General features: G+C 41.8%; 23 protein-coding genes and 3 pseudogenes. 23 read left to right on the top strand and 3 right to left on the bottom strand.

Annotation, left to right across the window (positions count from 1 at the left end; genetic code table 11):
- The first annotated feature begins 2 nt into the window (after positions 1–2).
- On the top strand, positions 3–1,625 hold the full coding sequence (locus HAP68_RS18465) for an AlwI family type II restriction endonuclease (protein WP_024085993.1): 1,623 nt from the start codon (positions 3–5) through the stop codon (positions 1,623–1,625).
- A 138-nt stretch (positions 1,626–1,763) separates the two neighbouring features.
- Here the strand turns inward: HAP68_RS18465 and HAP68_RS18460 are convergent, their stop codons facing one another.
- The gene (locus tag HAP68_RS18460; RefSeq protein ID WP_024085992.1) at positions 1,764–2,870 is read right to left on the bottom strand and encodes a DNA cytosine methyltransferase; all 1,107 of its coding nucleotides are present in this window, start codon (positions 2,868–2,870) and stop codon (positions 1,764–1,766) included.
- 169 nt (positions 2,871–3,039) lie between these two features.
- Between HAP68_RS18460 and HAP68_RS18455 the strand changes: the two genes are divergently transcribed.
- The 3 genes and pseudogenes from HAP68_RS18455 to HAP68_RS18445 all read left to right on the top strand — a co-directional run.
- Positions 3,040–3,450, top strand: a complete 411-nt coding sequence (locus HAP68_RS18455) for a very short patch repair endonuclease (RefSeq protein ID WP_024085991.1) — start codon at positions 3,040–3,042, stop codon at positions 3,448–3,450.
- 134 nt (positions 3,451–3,584) lie between these two features.
- Positions 3,585–3,941 (top strand): YwqH-like family protein, encoded by a 357-nt coding sequence (locus tag HAP68_RS18450; protein WP_223203783.1) that lies wholly within the window; start codon positions 3,585–3,587, stop codon positions 3,939–3,941.
- Positions 3,942–3,996: 55 nt separating this feature from the next.
- A pseudogene (locus tag HAP68_RS18445) lies at positions 3,997–4,814 on the top strand (protein rep); the annotation flags it as partial.
- A 44-nt stretch (positions 4,815–4,858) separates the two neighbouring features.
- Here HAP68_RS18445 and HAP68_RS18440 read toward each other — a convergent pair.
- A complete protein-coding gene (locus HAP68_RS18440; protein ID WP_024085989.1) occupies positions 4,859–5,482 on the bottom strand; it encodes a hypothetical protein in 624 nt (207 codons plus the stop codon).
- 133 nt (positions 5,483–5,615) lie between these two features.
- Between HAP68_RS18440 and HAP68_RS18435 the strand changes: the two genes are divergently transcribed.
- On the top strand, positions 5,616–5,792 hold the full coding sequence (locus tag HAP68_RS18435; RefSeq protein ID WP_024085988.1) for a hypothetical protein: 177 nt from the start codon (positions 5,616–5,618) through the stop codon (positions 5,790–5,792).
- 199 nt (positions 5,793–5,991) lie between these two features.
- On the opposite strand, the gene HAP68_RS18430 is transcribed toward HAP68_RS18435, so the two are convergent.
- Complete coding sequence (locus HAP68_RS18430; RefSeq protein WP_041482386.1) at positions 5,992–6,447, bottom strand: MerR family transcriptional regulator; 456 nt, start codon at positions 6,445–6,447, stop codon at positions 5,992–5,994.
- A 293-nt stretch (positions 6,448–6,740) separates the two neighbouring features.
- Between HAP68_RS18430 and HAP68_RS18425 the strand changes: the two genes are divergently transcribed.
- From HAP68_RS18425 to HAP68_RS18340, 18 genes and pseudogenes are all read left to right on the top strand, one after another.
- Positions 6,741–6,920 (top strand): hypothetical protein, encoded by a 180-nt coding sequence (locus HAP68_RS18425; protein WP_024085987.1) that lies wholly within the window; start codon positions 6,741–6,743, stop codon positions 6,918–6,920.
- Between the two features lie 41 nt (positions 6,921–6,961).
- Entirely contained in the window at positions 6,962–7,108 is a 147-nt protein-coding gene (locus HAP68_RS18420; protein WP_024085986.1) for a hypothetical protein, read from the top strand.
- 93 nt (positions 7,109–7,201) lie between these two features.
- A pseudogene (locus tag HAP68_RS18415) lies at positions 7,202–7,330 on the top strand (family 1 glycosylhydrolase); the annotation flags it as partial.
- 81 nt (positions 7,331–7,411) lie between these two features.
- Entirely contained in the window at positions 7,412–7,858 is a 447-nt protein-coding gene (locus HAP68_RS18410; RefSeq protein ID WP_004393301.1) for a universal stress protein, read from the top strand.
- Between the two features lie 148 nt (positions 7,859–8,006).
- On the top strand, positions 8,007–8,918 hold the full coding sequence (locus HAP68_RS18405; protein ID WP_024085984.1) for a DMT family transporter: 912 nt from the start codon (positions 8,007–8,009) through the stop codon (positions 8,916–8,918).
- A 141-nt stretch (positions 8,919–9,059) separates the two neighbouring features.
- Positions 9,060–10,124: a polysaccharide lyase family 1 protein gene (locus HAP68_RS18400; RefSeq protein ID WP_014306116.1), complete on the top strand. Its 1,065-nt coding sequence runs from the start codon at positions 9,060–9,062 to the stop codon at positions 10,122–10,124.
- A 356-nt stretch (positions 10,125–10,480) separates the two neighbouring features.
- On the top strand, positions 10,481–10,690 hold the full coding sequence (locus HAP68_RS18395) for a hypothetical protein (protein ID WP_015387497.1): 210 nt from the start codon (positions 10,481–10,483) through the stop codon (positions 10,688–10,690).
- A gap of 62 nt (positions 10,691–10,752) precedes the next feature.
- Positions 10,753–11,154, top strand: coding sequence for a WapI family immunity protein (locus HAP68_RS18390; RefSeq protein WP_041482385.1), 402 nt, complete (start codon positions 10,753–10,755; stop codon positions 11,152–11,154).
- A 3-nt stretch (positions 11,155–11,157) separates the two neighbouring features.
- The gene (locus tag HAP68_RS18385; protein WP_015387499.1) at positions 11,158–11,565 is read left to right on the top strand and encodes a YxiG family protein; all 408 of its coding nucleotides are present in this window, start codon (positions 11,158–11,160) and stop codon (positions 11,563–11,565) included.
- 158 nt (positions 11,566–11,723) lie between these two features.
- Entirely contained in the window at positions 11,724–12,317 is a 594-nt protein-coding gene (locus HAP68_RS18380) for a hypothetical protein (protein ID WP_024085981.1), read from the top strand.
- Positions 12,318–12,331: 14 nt separating this feature from the next.
- Positions 12,332–13,177 carry a hypothetical protein gene (locus HAP68_RS18375; protein WP_024085980.1) on the top strand — a complete coding sequence of 282 codons (846 nt, stop codon included), beginning with the start codon at positions 12,332–12,334 and terminating at the stop codon, positions 13,175–13,177.
- Position 13,178: 1 nt separating this feature from the next.
- Positions 13,179–13,559 carry a YxiJ family protein gene (locus HAP68_RS18370; RefSeq protein WP_024085979.1) on the top strand — a complete coding sequence of 127 codons (381 nt, stop codon included), beginning with the start codon at positions 13,179–13,181 and terminating at the stop codon, positions 13,557–13,559.
- On the top strand, positions 13,556–13,834 hold the full coding sequence (locus HAP68_RS18365) for a hypothetical protein (protein ID WP_015387502.1): 279 nt from the start codon (positions 13,556–13,558) through the stop codon (positions 13,832–13,834). Before HAP68_RS18370 ends, HAP68_RS18365 begins: the two co-directional genes overlap by 4 nt.
- Positions 13,822–14,199: a DUF2716 domain-containing protein gene (locus HAP68_RS18360; protein ID WP_015387503.1), complete on the top strand. Its 378-nt coding sequence runs from the start codon at positions 13,822–13,824 to the stop codon at positions 14,197–14,199. The genes HAP68_RS18365 and HAP68_RS18360 overlap by 13 nt, the downstream gene beginning before the upstream one ends.
- Positions 14,200–14,248: 49 nt before the next feature.
- Positions 14,249–14,614 carry an SMI1/KNR4 family protein gene (locus tag HAP68_RS18355; RefSeq protein WP_003150757.1) on the top strand — a complete coding sequence of 122 codons (366 nt, stop codon included), beginning with the start codon at positions 14,249–14,251 and terminating at the stop codon, positions 14,612–14,614.
- On the top strand, positions 14,601–14,945 hold the full coding sequence (locus HAP68_RS18350; RefSeq protein ID WP_024085976.1) for a hypothetical protein: 345 nt from the start codon (positions 14,601–14,603) through the stop codon (positions 14,943–14,945). Before HAP68_RS18355 ends, HAP68_RS18350 begins: the two co-directional genes overlap by 14 nt.
- Positions 14,926–15,298: pseudogene (locus HAP68_RS18345) on the top strand (hypothetical protein). The gene HAP68_RS18350 and the pseudogene HAP68_RS18345 overlap by 20 nt, the downstream one beginning before the upstream one ends.
- 54 nt (positions 15,299–15,352) lie before the next feature.
- Positions 15,353–16,792, top strand: coding sequence for a DEAD/DEAH box helicase (locus HAP68_RS18340; RefSeq protein WP_024085974.1), 1,440 nt, complete (start codon positions 15,353–15,355; stop codon positions 16,790–16,792).
- The last annotated feature ends 25 nt before the right edge of the window (positions 16,793–16,817 follow it).

Raw genomic sequence — 16,817 nt, 5'->3', positions numbered from 1 at the left:
ATATGGCAGCAGAAAGGCTTATTTGGTTCATTACAAGGCCGGAAAGGGATCCAAAGTTTCACAAGGAAGCCATAAAGGCTTTATATAAAGCAACTGATGAATTAAAACTGACTTGGTCAGGTAATAGAGAAGTACACAAAAGATATGAACAAGAGTTAGCAGATATAGGTATTAAAAGACAGAATATAAGTGAGAGCGGATCGGGCGGGAGAACATGGATGGCATTACTAAGGACTTTTGCTTATTGTTATTTAGATGAAGAGGGAAAGGTTGTACTGACTAAAGCCGGAAGGTCTATACTAAAAGAGGAAAAAGTATATCAAAATATTCGGAAGCAGATACTCACCTTTCAATATCCAAATGCATACTTCTTAGAAAAAGGATTTAAACCTAAGTTTCATGAGGACTTTCAAATACGTCCCGTAAGATTTTTAATTAAATTAGTTAATCAAGAATCGCTAGATTATTATGTTACAAAAGAAGAAATTACCTATTTTGTAATGGTAGCCCAAAAAGATAATCAAATAAAAGAAATAACAGAAAGTATTATCAATTTCCGAAATTCTAGTGTTGAAGAACAAAATAAATTAAAACAAAATATAGCTGAAAAGTTCGAACATAGAGAGAGGTCAGATAAAGGAGCTCGAGATTTCAATACTGCTCATTCTGATGTTGCGCATACTTTTATGCTGATAAGCGAGTATACGGGATTGGTGAAATATGTTAGAGGCAAAGCATTAATAGTTGAAAATTCCAAAAAAGAGGAAATAAAAAATGAGATGGAAATATTGGATGCAAAGTATCCGTTTAATAAACGCTATCTCATTTCTTTGCAAAGAATGTTTGAAAATAACGGATTAGATGTTGACAGCTACAAAGCAAGCTCCTTCCATAACATAAAACCTGCAACTAATTCATTAAAAACAAAAAGGAAGCTTCAAAGTATTCTTAAAAATATACCTACTCCGTCTATGCTTGATAAAGTAGATCTTGTTGGAATTCTAAATGAAGAATTTCCTCGGAGTGATGCAGAAGAGTATGCTGATGAAATCCTGGCTGATAATCAATATAAAGCCTTAAATATTAACTTTGTCGAGAGCTACTTAAATGAGAACAGCGATCATCAATTTGAAAAAAGTACGGGAAACATTTTTAAAGCGTTGGGTTTTGAGGTCACAATGCATCCTAAAGCTTTAAATGGGGAAAGAACAGAAATTGATATTTTAATCAGTTATGGTAACGTGTATGGAATAATAGATGCAAAGAGATACAAGGATAAGTTTACATTAAGTGCTTCTTTTGCCTCTCATATGGCTTCGGAATATATACCAAATTATAAAGGTTACGAGGATAAAGAAATGGTTTTTTATGGGTACGTAACAGCATCAAATGAATTTAGAGGTGTTAAAAATTTAGAAAAAATAAAAAGATTAACTGAAAGAAATCTTCAGGGATACTCTGTTGATGGTATTATGCTGAATTCTAAAACTTTATTAGGATTACTGGATTATTGTATAGAAAATGAATTAATGCCTGAACAAAGAGTAAGTATTTTTCTCGGAGCAGTAAAAAATAAGAGTTTTTCATCATTTGAACAATTACTAAAAGAAGTCAACAAAGGTTAAGAGATTGAATTATGCATTTAGAGTAGAAACTTTAAATTATCTATTAGTACTATGTTTTTAAGCGTGCTTACAGAGTTGTGTTTACATTTATAAAGCGCCTGAATTAGAAAAAGGAATCTGACTGCAGATTCCTTTTCCTTAAATCATATAAGGAACTTTTTCCTCTTTAACTAACTCTTTAAAAGTCCATTTTGGCTCAATGGAGTCATATTCAATTCCAGCAAACGTTTTTAGTATCGCTTCTGCAATAATTTGAGCAGCTTTTGGAGGGACAGCCATGCCGATTTGCTGTCTTACCTTTTCTTTCTTTCCTTCAAATACAAAATGATCAGGAAAGGTTTGCAGGCGTGCCCGTTCTCTATTTGTTAAGGCGCGGGGCTCTTCCCAATGGTACACGTGAGTGCCGCCGCCGCCGCTTCCAGTCACCGTATAAGATGGTTCATCCGGATGAAGACGTTTATAAATCTGACTCATTCGGGCACCTTTCACTTTAAGTCGTAATTCTTCCGGAATGCCCTCATACCAGGCGTTCTTTCCGGGAGGAATATAGTTCAGCATCTCAATAGTTTTTTGATTATGTTTCGTAGGCTCATGATTTTCAGTAAAATCAAGAATAGGCGGATTATTGAGTGCGTCGTATGCAGTAACATACTGAGTTGGAGTAGTAGGAGCAGGAATTTTAAATTCTAAATTCTGGTCTTTTCTGATACCTACTATAATAATACGGTGTCTTTTTTGCGGTACGCCGTATTCCTCAAATTTATATAAGTGAGGAGTGATTGTATAACCCATCCCCGCTTCTCCCAGTTCCCTCAATATCTGAATAAAAGCTTTACCTTCATTTGCACTTTGCAGACCGCCCACATTTTCAGCAATGAAAAATTTTGGGTTATGATAATTGAGCACCTTTACACCATATGAGTAGAGAGGGCCGTAATCGCCGCTCATTCCTTTATGTTCTCCAACTATACTGTAATCATTGCAAGGGAATCCAAAGGCTAATGCATCTATAGGAGGGAGGCTTTCTATATCCAATTCTTGCACAGGACCCTCAATTACTGACGGGTCATCAATATTTTTGCAGATATTTCTTCTGTATGTTTTACATGCAGATTCGTCATAATCATTAGACCACTCATGTTTTATGCTGTATTCATTACCGGAACTGTCAACGACACGGGCGCTTGTAATTCCTAAAGACAGTCCTCCTGGTCCGCTGAACAATTCTCCTTTTCGGAAGATCATATAAAAACCTCCATTTGTTGATCTCATACACATTATAAACTATAACACATCTTAACGCTAAAAAGAGAACGTTTGTTTCGCGAATTTAAAAGGAGAAAACTTTTGTTTTAATAGAAGATTTAAATGTTTTCATTGAGGGAAAACTTTTACAAATCGGGAGGGGAATCGTATGGCTGACACTCATACAAAAGAACAAAGAAGAAAGAATATGCAGGCGATTAAAGCAAAATCAAAATTAGAAGATAAAGTATCCGCAGCCTTATGGAACAGGGGGCTGCGATTCAGAAGAAATGTTTCATCTCTTTTTGGTAAGCCAGATATAGCTATTAAAAAATACAAAATTGTTATCTTTGTTGATTCTTGCTTTTGGCACGGATGCAGCTCTCATGGAAATCAGCCAAAAAGCAACAAAGCGTATTGGGAGAAAAAACTGAAGCGGAATAAGGAAAGAGATCAAGAGGTTACTTCCTACTATATAAAACATGGCTGGCATATATTAAGGGTTTGGGAACATGCTTTTAAAGAGAATTTTGAAAGAACAATAGATGAGATAGAAACTTTTATAAAAACGAATATGTAGATAACTGATTATAAATTTTCCCGATGATAAATAATTCCTTTTTCCTACTCATCCAAATAAACCCATAGTGTAACATGAAAATAGTCTATAATGCCCGAAATTTACAAGCGAGGTGTTTACTTATACTAGCAGAGATGAACGCATTACATTCGGCAAGAGCCGACTTTGCTATAAAACAAGAGCACATTCATGCCTTGAAACAAGTCAGACATGAAATAACAAATTTAAAACATGAGTTTGCAGATATCAACCATTTGATCAGTCAGCCTCATTTATCCCCGCATACGTGGAAAGGGAGCCATGCAAAGGCCTTTGAAGAGTGTCGCGAAGATATGGCACATGCCTGGGCTGATATCAAAAAGGACCAGGTGAACGGGATAATTGAACGCATTAATGAAAAGATTTCTATATTAGAGGGTGACGTGCATACACTTCAGCACAGAATACGATCTATTGAGAATGAGATCCGAAAACAAAAAGAGAAGAGATGAGGTGCGATATGGGACAGGAGATCAAGATGGATTTCCATATGGTAAAGCAGGGGACAAACTGAAGCTGTATCAAGCCCATTTTTGCAAAGTGAGGTTATGCCCTATGTGTGCGTGGCGCCGGTCGTTAAAAATTGCTTATCATAATAAATTAATTGTGGAAGAAGCTAACCGGCAGTACGGTTGCGGGTGGATTTTTCTCACGCTGACTGTCAGAAATGTAGCAGGAGAAGAGCTGAAGTCTAAGATTTTTGACATGATGAAAGGGTTTAATCGTCTCATGAAATACAAAAGGGTCGATACAGCGGTACTTGGCTATTTTAGAGCTTTAGAGATTACTAAAAATCATGAAGAAGATACATATCATCCGCATTTTCATGTGTTATTGCCTGTGAAAAGAAGTTATTTTGGCAAAAATTATATCAAGCAGGCAGAATGGACAAGTCTTTGGAAAAGGGCGATGAAACTGGACTATACGCCGATTGTTGACATTCGAAGAGTCAAGGGAAGAGCTAAAATTGATGCTGAGCAAATTGAGAGCGATGTGCGGGAAGCCATGATGGAGCAAAAAGCAGTTCTCGAAATTTCTAAATATCCTGTTAAGGACACGGATGTGGTGCGTGGCAGCAAGGTGACGGATGATAACTTAAATACTGTGTTTTACTTGGATGATGCGCTTTCTGCGCGAAGGCTGATCGGGTACGGCGGCATTTTGAAGGAGATAGGAGATACATAAAGATCTGAGATCTGAACCTTGAAGATGCGGAAGACGGCGATCTGGTTAAGATTGATGAGGAAGACGATGAGGTGGCAAACAGCGCTTTTGAGGTCATGGCTTATTGGCATCCCGGCATCAAAAATTACATAATCAAGTGAAAGGGAGCAGGCCATGTGGCTTGCTCTCTTACTTTGTGGAACCGTTATTCAATACAAGCAGAAACGATGGCCGTAATGCCAAAGAAGTCCATTATCGCCTCTTTTATTTCAGGGCTGGCTTTTGAAGCTGCTTTGGAGACTGCTTTGTTCCAAGCGGTTTTTTTACTGCGGTATTTTTTCTTGTAATAATTGTAGTACTGATATGTTTTAGTGACGAATGTCTTTACTCCACCCAAGGCTTTTATTGCCTTTTTGATCTTTAACAATTTTGCAGGAGCGAAAGCTAGGCTGGCAAGTGCGGTACCGACAGCACTTATACAACCTAGGACACCTTGAGTCTTGAATGGTTTGTCCGATTGATGAAGCTCAGTTGCAGCGGCGTTCATATCATTGATTAGCGATTGATCATCGATGTTATTTCTGAACCAATCTAAAATTGCATCAGAACCTTGGTTGACCACTGAGTCAGGTATGTTTTCAATTGCGTATAATGCTTTTTGACTAGAAAGCAAACTTGAAAATTCTTTTTCGAGATTAGTGTCTCGAACTATTGATTGATTATTCGGTGATTCAGCGGCTTCAGCGGCTGTCGTTCCAAGGATTGAAAATAAAAACACTGAAACAACTGCCAAAATAATTTTACTTCTGTACTTTAGAACAAATTTCATATTATCCCCCTTTTTTACTTGAAAATACCTTGTAAATTATAAACCATTTTACCACTTGATTCCATAGCGGAAATTGTGTCATGATGGATTTAGGTATATAAAGTGTTTAACAGAAAGAGTGAGGGGATCAGCAATGAGTGACAAAAAATATGAATCTATACACTGGTTTGCGTCAGTACTAGCGTTTTTATTAATAATTTTGAATAGCTTTTTTACAAAAATTGAGGGTGTAACTGTTGGTATTGCGATTGTATACATAGTGATCATGGGAATTGTTAGGAGTACATGGAAAAAAGCTAAAATAGATTAAGCAGGCCTTCAGGCCTGTTTTTTTATTGCGGTGCAAAAGAGAGAAAATTGTTATGCATGAGTGAAAAAATAAAAAAGTGGACTCGGTGAAAGTCTCCTTTTTTGTAACACGCCTGACGGAAATCGAGAGATTTAGCATGTACACAGGGTGGTGTGTATAAGTGCGCCATTTTCCGTGTGTTCTATTTCCAAAATTGCCACTACTTTTTTTGTTTAGTGGCTGCGATCATTCTTTGTGTCTCTAGCGACTTCCGTAATGCCGCAGTGAGTGTCTCGTGTCTTTCATGCTGTCTTTTTTCGAATTGTTCCATCCGTTCCGCCATTCTTTGGTTGAATTCTTCCTGTCGCTTCATGAATTCCACCAAAGGATTGTCCTGTAGCGATGTAGCGGTATCCGATATGGTCAGTTTTGAACGATACAGGCTTGCTATATGCTTTACCGTTTCGTCGAGTGAGTGTCCATTGATCTTAGTCATTGTACATAGATACTCTAAAGTCTTTACGTCATCTTCGGTATAGAGTCGCCATCCTTTCGAATCTTTATTGAACGAGTAGCCTTGTTCTTCAAGCATACTGGCATACTTGCGGACAGTCACCGGCTCTATACCGAGGTGTTTTGCGACGTCCTTGGACGATAATTTGACTCCCATATCCATCACGAATCACCTCGTAAAATAGGTTCGCTATGGCGAGGTCAGACACCTTTAAGTGTTGCATCCTTTATTATGATTTGAGTTGTTTTGAAAAGGGTGCATTTTAAAAGGCGCTGCATACCTAAACGAGAGGAAAAATCCAGTCATGACAGGGGACTGACTGGGTTCTTTTGTGTTTGAGTTTGTTTTGGAATTTAGGAGCGGTCACGGAGTGCCCAGTTATACGCACCAAATAAATTGGGGCGTACTGGCGAAAATGACCCGCAGGGCCTTTTGATAAAGAGGAGGGGGTAGTAATGCAAGAGATTCATTTTGAAACAGGGATGAAATATGTAAGAGCAACCCTTGGCTTTGAGGGCTTAGTGCTGACGGAAGAAGAGGAAAAGCTCTTAGAAAGGCGGTTTCATGGAGAAATCACAGAAGAAGAATACATACGAAAAGCGCTAGAGCTGTCTTATTCCGGTAGTTCAAAATAAGTGATGTGAAGTTTTCGAGGGGTTGGGAAGGAGCCGAAAAAATGAATGTTGATAAGAAGAGGGAAATCCAAAGAAAATATAAAGAGCAAATGCGAAGGAAAAAAGTGACCTACACTGTAGAAGCAGTGGTTGTTACTGCGATTGTTGTGTTAATTATTTTTTTGAATTGCGTTATTAAAGGATTTTAGGGAAGCAAGCGAATAGGGCGTGAGTCAACGGTAACCGGACCGTAGGGAGGATTAAGGAGTTGACTCACTCAGCGCCACCCGGACCCTTTTAGAATGAAAAAACGCTACGGCTATATCTATGTCGACCGCGGCAATGACGGAAAAGGCACGTTTGAAAGAAAGAAAAAGAAAAGTTTTTATTGGTATAAAAACGTCATCGCCACAAACGGAGAAAGTCTGTAAGCGCAATGTTCCGGAGAAAGCCGGCAAAATTGACATTCAGCAAAGAGAGGAGGACAATAAAAGCAGAAAGGCGGGATTCATATGTTTAAAAAAATTCTTGCAGCAGTAGACGGTTCAGACATGAGCAGCAAAGCTTTGGACGCAGCGATCCATCTGGCGAAAGAACAGCAGGCTGAACTCACCATTCTCTATGCGGGACGTGAAGCCGTTGTCTCCACATCAGCCCTAACAGGGATTGTCTATGTTCCGGAAAACTTCATTGAAGACATCAAACATGAAGTCGAGCAAAAAGGAGCGGCCATTCTGGAAAATGCCAAGCAGAAAGCGGCTGAAAGCGGGGTAAACGCGGAAAGCCTGTACGTCCAAGGCGAACCTGCGCATCAAATTTTAAACATAGCGAAAGAACAGCATTTCAATCTGATTGTCGTCGGAAGCCGCGGAATCAGCGGATTTAAAGAAATGATGCTCGGAAGCGTGAGCCATAAGGTCTCACAATTGTCTCCTTGTCCTGTACTGATCGTTCATTAAACAGAAGACCCTGCTGATGCGGGGCTTTTTTTAATGAGAAAAGACCGCCGTCTTTCGAAAAATAGGATGAAATCTTCCTCTGAATCAAGTAAAATGGCTGTTAGTATTTGTCTGAATAAACAGTCAATGATATGGGGGAAGCAAATCAATGCAAGCTGAACAAACATCAAATGCCGTCATCAAAATGGTCATTTCCATGGTCATTTTCGGATCAATCGGCTTTTTCTCGGAACATACAAATGTGCCTTCAATTGAACTGGTCTTTGTGAGATGTCTGTGCGCCTCATTGTTTCTGGGCGTTTGCTGGTTTGGTTCCGGACGGCACCGCACCGAACAATGGAACCGGCGCGAGGTGCTGCAGACATTGGCCTGCGGGTTTTTTCTCGTGCTGAACTGGGTGTTTTTATTTAAATCATTTGAGGAAACATCAGTGACGATAGCGATTTCCGTTTATCATCTGGCTCCGGTTCTCGTCCTTCTTCTAGGGAGCCTTATATACCGGGAGAAACTGCATATTGTGTCCGTCACTTCCATCGTAATTTGTTTTCTGGGCACCGCCCTGATTTCCGGCATCAACGGAAGTACATCATTTTCTCAGCTGATGGGATCGGGTATTATTTGGGCCGTGCTGGCCGCCCTTTTTTACGCCTTTACGACACTGGCCGGGAAAGGTATCAACAGTCTCAGCCCATATGCGGTCACCTGTTTGCAGACCGGGTTGGGCGTTATCATTCTTCTCCCGTTCGTCCGTTTCGGCGCTTTTTCTGATTTGTCGCATGTGAACTGGATCATGATTGTGTCAACCGGTATCATTCATACGGGAATTGTGTATTTGCTCTTTTTTGACAGCTTGCGGTTTTTATCCACCCGGTTTATATCAATCATCGTATTTCTTGATCCGGCGGTGGCGATTGTGCTTGACACCGTATTTACGGGGTTTCGCCCCGACCTTTATCAATCTTTGGGGATTGTGATGATTTTTGCGGGGATGGCGCTGTCCTTGATTCGAAAGCAAAAAGCCGTGCCGGCGGAAACTCAGGCAGACAGCACCCGTATATAGGCGGCCGTATCGGCTGCTTTTTTTGTTTTGGGGCTTTTCAGCCATAACGAAAAAGCAGACAAACAGATCATGGAAAAAGAGGATAGTAATTGTATAATACTTCATGTGTTTGCAATTTAAGAGATTAAAGGAGTGAAGGGCATGAAAAAGAAGACGCGTCATCTCGCTTTCTTGGCTGCACTCGGCTTTGCGCTTTGTCTGGCCATCGTATGTTCCGCATCCAAGCAGGCAGAAGCGGCAGCGGCTTATCCGGATGTGATGCAGGGACTTACCGGATTCGCTGGCAATGCGAAGGATCATAACGGAAAAGCAAAATCCGCCGTATCGGGAGGCCAGGGCGGCCCCGTCGTCTACGTCAGCAATCTCAATGATCTGAAAAACAATGCGGGCGGAACGGACCGCAAAACCATCGTCATCACAAGTGATATTTCTTCCCCGGGGAAAGCCGTTGTGACAGTCGGCGCCAATAAAACCATCGTCGGCTCTTATACCAGCCACAGGCTGACCAACATCTATCTGACCACCGGCTCCGGATCAAACAATGTGATTTTCAAAAATCTCATTATCAGCCATAATGCCGCCATTACAGGCAACAACGACATTCCGATGTACATAGCGAACGGGCAGAATTACTGGATTGACCACGTGTGGTTTGAAGGACACAGCTACAATCCGAACAGCCACAGCGATTTGGGAAAGCTTCTGTATGTCGGCGCCAAAGCGGATTTTGTGACGCTGTCTAACTCTAAATTCACAGACCATCTGTACGGCCTGATTCTCGGTTATCCGAATGATGATAACGAAGGACGCAATTATATCGGCTATCCGCATATGACGATCACCAACAACTATTTTAATAACGTCTATGTGCGTTCACCGGGCCTGATGAGATACGGCTATTTTCACGCAAAAAACAACTATGTGACCAATTTCAATTTAGGATTCACCATTCATACAAACGCGACTGTCTTCTCAGAAGCCAACTATTTCGGTAACGGAAATGAAAAAGGCGGAATGATAGACGACTACGGGACGGCCCAATTCACCGACATCGGTTCATTCCCGTCGCTCAAAGCCCCGAAATCACCGCGCACCGGCTGGAATCCGAGATCAAATTACAGCTACGGCACGCTTTCAGCCCAGGACGCCAAAAACTTCGCCCAATCCTACGCGGGAGCGCAAAATACAAATCTCCGCTATCCATAATACGAAAAACCGCCGGCAGCCGGCGGTTTTTTATATGAATAAAAGGTTCAAAATTCCTATAATCCTTAAAATAACCTTAAATACCTAGGGAAATATTGATAAACAATTTCAATAATATTACTATTGTTAAAACTGTGTTGCACAAGAAGTGGAACTTAACTCACCCTAACCGCCAGAATACCGGAGAGTAACATGAAAACATCAACCTGAATAGAAAAACATTTTGAACGAATCGCATTAAACAAATTATGAAACAATCAAGAAACGTTTAGAAAAATGGGATTGAAAATTGAAGCTGCTTTTGGAAGAGTCGGGAGAATACCTATCATTCACTGATATTTTTTTTTGCAGCCTATTTGGGCGGCACCGGCTTTCACGATAATGAAGACGGCTATTGTGTAGATCATTTTGATATATGGGTTTGTGAAAAAAAGTTGTTTTCAGGTAAAGCGGGATATTTATCAGATCTAGAAAGTGATGAAGAAATCGCAGAAGAAATTCAAAACAGGATAAATGAATTGTACTTAGAAGCGGCAGAAATGATTGAAATGTTAAATGAATCCTAGTCTATTAATGTGAAGAGAGGTTCCCAGCCTCTCTCACTCAAAGGGAGGAGACAGCGACCAAAATCGGAGACAGCTGTCTGGAACTTGAAATAACACCGAGAAGGTATTACGAGGCGGAGGATGATCCTTTTATCTCAACAATGTTTGAACTGTTGGAACCTAATAAAGTAATCGCCCGCGATTACTCTGCCGTTTTATTAGAAAGTGAATATAAAATGCTGACATCAGGGATTGAAGCATTATTAGCGGGGAATCAAGACAGGATACGTTTAGAAACAATTGAACCATTTTTTATTTTGAGTATTGATAAAGAAAACGAATATTACAGATTTATCATTAGATTTGTGGAAAATCACTTAAATACGACTTTCTATAAAGTGAACTGTAATGAAGAGAAGCTAGAACTTTTCGTGAAGACTTCAAAATCAGATCTCAAAGACTCCAAAACGTCATTGGGGAGATAAACGATGTACAAAACAATTAATGAATGGGTAGATTACATAGATGGGGGGTGCGCTGTCCTTCATTTTGATTTTCAAGTGTTTAAAAAAGAACTTTCACTTAAGATTCAGGTCGTTGAAAATAAAGCCGAATATACGCATAACATTCTTTTTCAAAATGTAGCATCTGTTTATTTTAGTGCAGATATTGGTGATATGAGATTAGAAAAAATAGATCCCGAAGAATACAATTGGCAAGTATTTGAGATGAGTTACCACCCGGAAGGAATCGGTAATCTATCAAATGCTGTAATTCCGGAGTATCAATCAAATGCTAATTTTCTCATTGACATGAACAGAATGCTGATTGCTATAGAAGCTGAAACAGTTCGCTTTGACGACCAATCATTTTATGCGTATCATTCGAAATCATAAATAAACAAATAAGAGAGGTTCCCAGCCTCTCTTTTCTTAAAGGACAGAAACCAAACCGTGGATATGCAGCAAATACATTTATACGTTGGAAACCGTTTATTCCACACAGAATATGGCTGTGAGCTTGCGTATAAACCGCCGAAAATAAGAGGTACAAGATGCATCCCTTTTTTATAAAGAACACAAAGGAATCGGCAGTCTTTCAATCTCAGATATATTCCTTATTTCATGAAGACAAAACGTTGCCCGAACAAGTATTTAAACAACAAAAACATTATTATCTATTCGAGGAATTCCACTGGGTCTTGTCTGAAGAAGGCTGGATGATGCTCAAAAGTTTGGCGCAACATCATCACGATGAATTTATCTTAATGGCCGTTCTGGAACACTCGGATGATATGAATCGGTTTTACGGGGAATTCGGATATTTTAACTGGTTAAAGATCCCTTTGCATATAGCTGCAGATGAATATCTTTCAATCTTAACTGATTATCCAAAGCACAGTAAAAATGACTGTATATTGAACATGGCATCTCGTGTTGTTTGGGCTTCACCGACTTTCAAGTGGGCGATTTACGGAGAGAGGGAATTTGAAATTTGTATTTTAGGCATTGATCAGGAGATTGCGGGAAAAATGTTAGAATCATGGAGGCTGTTAGATGATCATGTTTTAGACTGGATATCAGTTGTATTCCCGAATCAGATCGTTCCGGATGAATTTCAAAGAAAGCTCGCCGCTCATTATAAATAGCAAGGGGCAATTACATGAAAATAAAAATGAACAAGCTACATGACGAACCAGTAAAAGGATGTTTCATCCATTTTGATGACCGTGGGCGTCTGTATCTCGGACGGCATCAGAATGGCAGTCTTTCGTTTACGATCACGGAGGAATCCGGCGACACCCGAGAGGTTCATATCGATGAACAAATTCCGTGTGAGGATATTATGCTGTTTCAACAGAGTTCGGCTGCCAGGTATGTGTTGATTTTCTTTGAATCGCATGAGTATAAAGTGAAAGTATTTTCAGCAGAAGGAACAGAACAAAGTGCATTTTCTCTGCCTTCAGGGGTTTCATGCAGTCTTTTGGACGAAAAACAAAACCTGTGGATCGGTTTAAGTGATGAAGGTATTTATAGTGATGAAAATCATGAAGGGCACAGTGTGCTGTGCTTCACTTTAGACGGGCAGCTAAAGAAAATTCACATTGATCAGCAGCTTTCAGAAATATATGCACCCGCGGCAGATGACTGCTATGCACTTGCAGAAAAAGACGGACTGATCTACATGCTGTATTACGCTTATACAGTCATTGCTGCGTTTGATGAAACCGACGTGAAACGAGTTTGGATTATTTCTGATAAAACATATTCCGGGGTTTACGACCAGCTAGCGATTTCAGATGACGGGTTTTGGATATGCAAAGATGATCATTCACTGTCTCTCATTCCGGCTGATGTCAGTCTGCCGATGCAAGAGATAACGTGCTGTGATGCGGATGGCGATGAGCTTTCCGGGCATCAGCTGAAGCTGACTAGCAATGCCATTTACGCGGTCTCGAATTCAGGGATTTATAAGCGGGATATCAGTAATGGGAAAGCGGCTAAATGAGATGTTAAGATCCAACAGATATTCTTTAAATAATGACGTCATCAGAAGCTTGAAATTACACAAAAAAGAATTAGAGGGTCCGCTGCCTTCGGATGCTGGGAGATTCGAAGAAGACTTTGAGGGGGCTGCCTGCGCGGGGGATTTTTATGAGTATTTCGCGCTTGTCTGCGGCAGCTTAGATTTTGTTTTGGCGAATAAACAAATGCCTAAGCGCCAGCGTAAAGCCTTATATAAATCCTTTTTTGAGCTGTATCCGCAATATGCGCAGCTGAAAAACGCTTTAACAGATTATCCGGAGCTCAGCCGGGAAATCGGGCGGCACGAACGGGTGAGAGGGCTGTTGGTCAGCATTTTAAACAAGAAAGGCAGGCTTCTGACGTGAAAGAACCCACAATAGCAGAATGTCTGAAGAAGGCTGATCTGATCCTGAACGGTCAAGCGGCGAGGGAAGAAGTGTCGGATTGGGCATGCGAGTACGTGGCTGCAGATGATCCGGAGGTTGAGGATGAAAACGTTTGGGAGATGCTCGTGTATTTGAGCGGGTTTGATCTGAAAGATTCGCCTGATTCGTATCTGCATACGATTGAAGAATTAAAAGATTGGGTGCAGGGTTATATGAAAACGCATGAAGAAAGGGTGCGTTCATGTCGGAATTAGTCTTTACAAAAATCAATACAAAAATAAACACAAGCGACCCAATCATTCTGACCATGAATGCAGTGGAACTCATCGTACTGCAGATACTAAAGGCACTTCAATCTTGTACCTTAAAGCAAGAGTTTATATATGCGCTGGACTGGCAGCATGAATGTTATCTATTTAATCCTCATGCGCCAATTGATAAAGATGAATTCGGTGAATGGCTGGTCTCCGTTATTCCAAATGGAGACTATTGTTTCTTTATTCATCAGGACTTCCAGTGGGGGCTGCTGGGGGATCCGCGGCAGCAAACCATTACGGTTTTTGGCTCACCGCTAATAAGGGCGATAGAAAGAAACTCTCCTGTCTTATTTCAAAAGTGAAGACCGCTTGCAAATGAATCTCATGTTTTTACGGGGGAGGAATAACAGGATGACAGAAGAAGAGTTCAGGGCTGCGGAAAAAAGCTTGAGAGCGTCTTTTCCGAAAGCGTATAAACGGCTGCTTCATAAAAAGAACCCTGCGGAGATCGGAGAGTGGATTTTTTTCGCTATCCGTGAACAAAGCCGTTTGCAGAAAACCTGGGATGATGTGATCAGGCAAAACAGTGTGTGCAGAGAAGAGAGTATGCCCGACGATTTGATCGTAATTGCCGACAACGGAACCGGGGATAAGCTGTGCTTGAAAAAGACGGACAGTGTAATGGAGGAGACTGTCTATCTGTGGGATCATGAGACTGCCGATGTTGAGTTGTATGCCGCTTCTATAGGAGAATTTATAGAAAATGAAAAAGAATAAGTGGCTGATTCAGGAGCTTTTAGAATTCCGCCTCCTTCGGGGACGAGAGATTTCTGTAATTGAGCTGGCGTTTTCCTCTGAGTATGAACATCAGCTCATTCGTGTAAGGCTCACATGCAAAGACGTTTCTTCCGTTCAAATAAAAGAAATGGAGAGTCAAACGGCTGGCTCAGGCATTGTAGCAATTGATCTTGCTGACGGAGATGATGGACAGCATTTTCTCGTGGAGGAGTGGGAGAACCAAACGTTCCGTTTTTACTGCCGTCAATATGAAGCAGCAGAGAAGAAGGTGTTAAGTAAGGAGGCGCAAAATGGAATGGCACAAACATGAGAAAGCAGTTCTGCCGGGGCCGGGTTCGCCGGGTTGTTTTGAATTGACGGAGTTTACGTTCTATACCGGGTATAACGAGTATTATGATAAAATCCCGGTGTTTGAGCTGAAGCTGACTGACGGACAGTATGATGCCGTGCTGCGGTTTGAGGATGTGAGGTCTGCCCGGCTGGATGATCTTGAAAGCATCACCGACATCCATCTGGATATCAGCCCGGTCGACGGCGGCTGGGAATCGATCCGCTACTATGTCAATGACGGGGAAGGAAGCATGAGCTTTTATTGCGCCAAATGGGTCGTGCTCGATGAAGAAAAAGCAGTCCCCCGAACGGCCCGGCAAAACGTCAGGGTAAAGCGGCGGCATTTCGCGTATAATGAGGGGAGCCGGACAGAGAAGGAGTTTAGTCATGAATGAGTTTAATGAATATGCGATCAGCCCCGAGATCCGACGGGCGCTGAATGGCTTGCAATACACCGAGCCGACTGAAGTGCAGCGGCGCGTCATCCCCGCCGCGCTGCAAAAAAAAGACCTCGTTGTCAAATCGCAGACGGGCAGCGGCAAAACCGCAGCTTTCGGCATTCCGATCTGCGAGCTTGCGGAATGGGAGGAAAACAAACCGCAGGCGCTGATTTTAACGCCGACCCGCGAGCTTGCGGCGCAGATTAAAGAAGATATCACGAATATCGGCCGTTTCAAACGGATAAAAGCCACGGCGGTTTTCGGAAAAGCTTCTTTTGACAAACAGAAAACCGAACTGAAGCAAAAAAGCCACGTCGTTGCCGGAACGCCGGGGCGCGTGCTTGATCATATAGAAAAAGGGACGCTGCCGCTCGAACGGCTGGCGTATGTGGTGATTGACGAAGCGGATGAAATGCTGAATATGGGATTTATTGAACAGGTGGAAGCCATCATTCAGCATCTGCCGAAAAACAGAGTCACCATGTTGTTTTCAGCGACGCTGCCGGATGACGTCGAGAAGCTGAGCCGCACATATATGAAAGACCCTGAATTGATTGAAGTAAAAGCGGAAGGCCTGACGACAAAAGACATTGAGCATTTTGTCACCAGAACAGAAGAAGAGGATAAATCATCTTTGCTGCGTGATGTCCTGATCACCGAAAACCCGGACAGCTGCATCATATTCTGCCGGACAAAAGAAAGAGTTATCCAGTTAACCGATGAGCTGGACAGGCTGGGCTACCCTTGCGATAAAATTCACGGCGGAATGGTGCAGGAAGACCGCTTTGACGTCATGAATGAATTCAAGCGCGGCGAGTTCCGCTATCTCATTGCGACCGACGTTGCCGCCAGAGGAATTGATATCGAAAACATCAGCCTCGTCATCAATTATGATATTCCGCTTGAAAAAGAAAGCTATGTGCACCGCACAGGCAGAACGGGCCGCGCCGGACACCGCGGACGGGCCGTTACGTTTGTGACGCCGGCTGAATCGCGGTTTCTGAATGACATTGAGACATATATCGGTTTCCGCATCCAAAAGCGGGAAGCGCCGTCGGAGAAAGAAACAGCGGAACGGAAAGCGGCATTTGCGGAAAAATTGAACGCCCGCCCCGATGTCAAAACAGACAAAAGCGAACAGTTAAACAAAGACATCATGAAACTGTATTTTAACGGAGGGAAAAAGAAAAAACTCAGAGCGGTCGATTTTGTCGGGACGATCGCGAAAATCGACGGCGTTTCAGCCGATGATATCGGGATTATCACGATTCTGGACAACGCATCATACGTCGAAATTCTGAACGGAAAAGGCCCGCACGTTCTTGACATCATGAAAAATACGACGGTCAAAGGCAAAAAACTGAAAGTCCATAAAGCCAAGAAATAAAATAGAAAGCCTGCCGCGCGCAGGC

The organism is Bacillus sp. Bvel1 (assembly GCF_014872755.1).
GTDB lineage: Bacteria > Bacillota > Bacilli > Bacillales > Bacillaceae > Bacillus > Bacillus velezensis.
The sequence above is the reverse complement of the archived record's forward strand: the minus strand, read 5'-3'. Positions and strand labels throughout refer to the sequence as shown.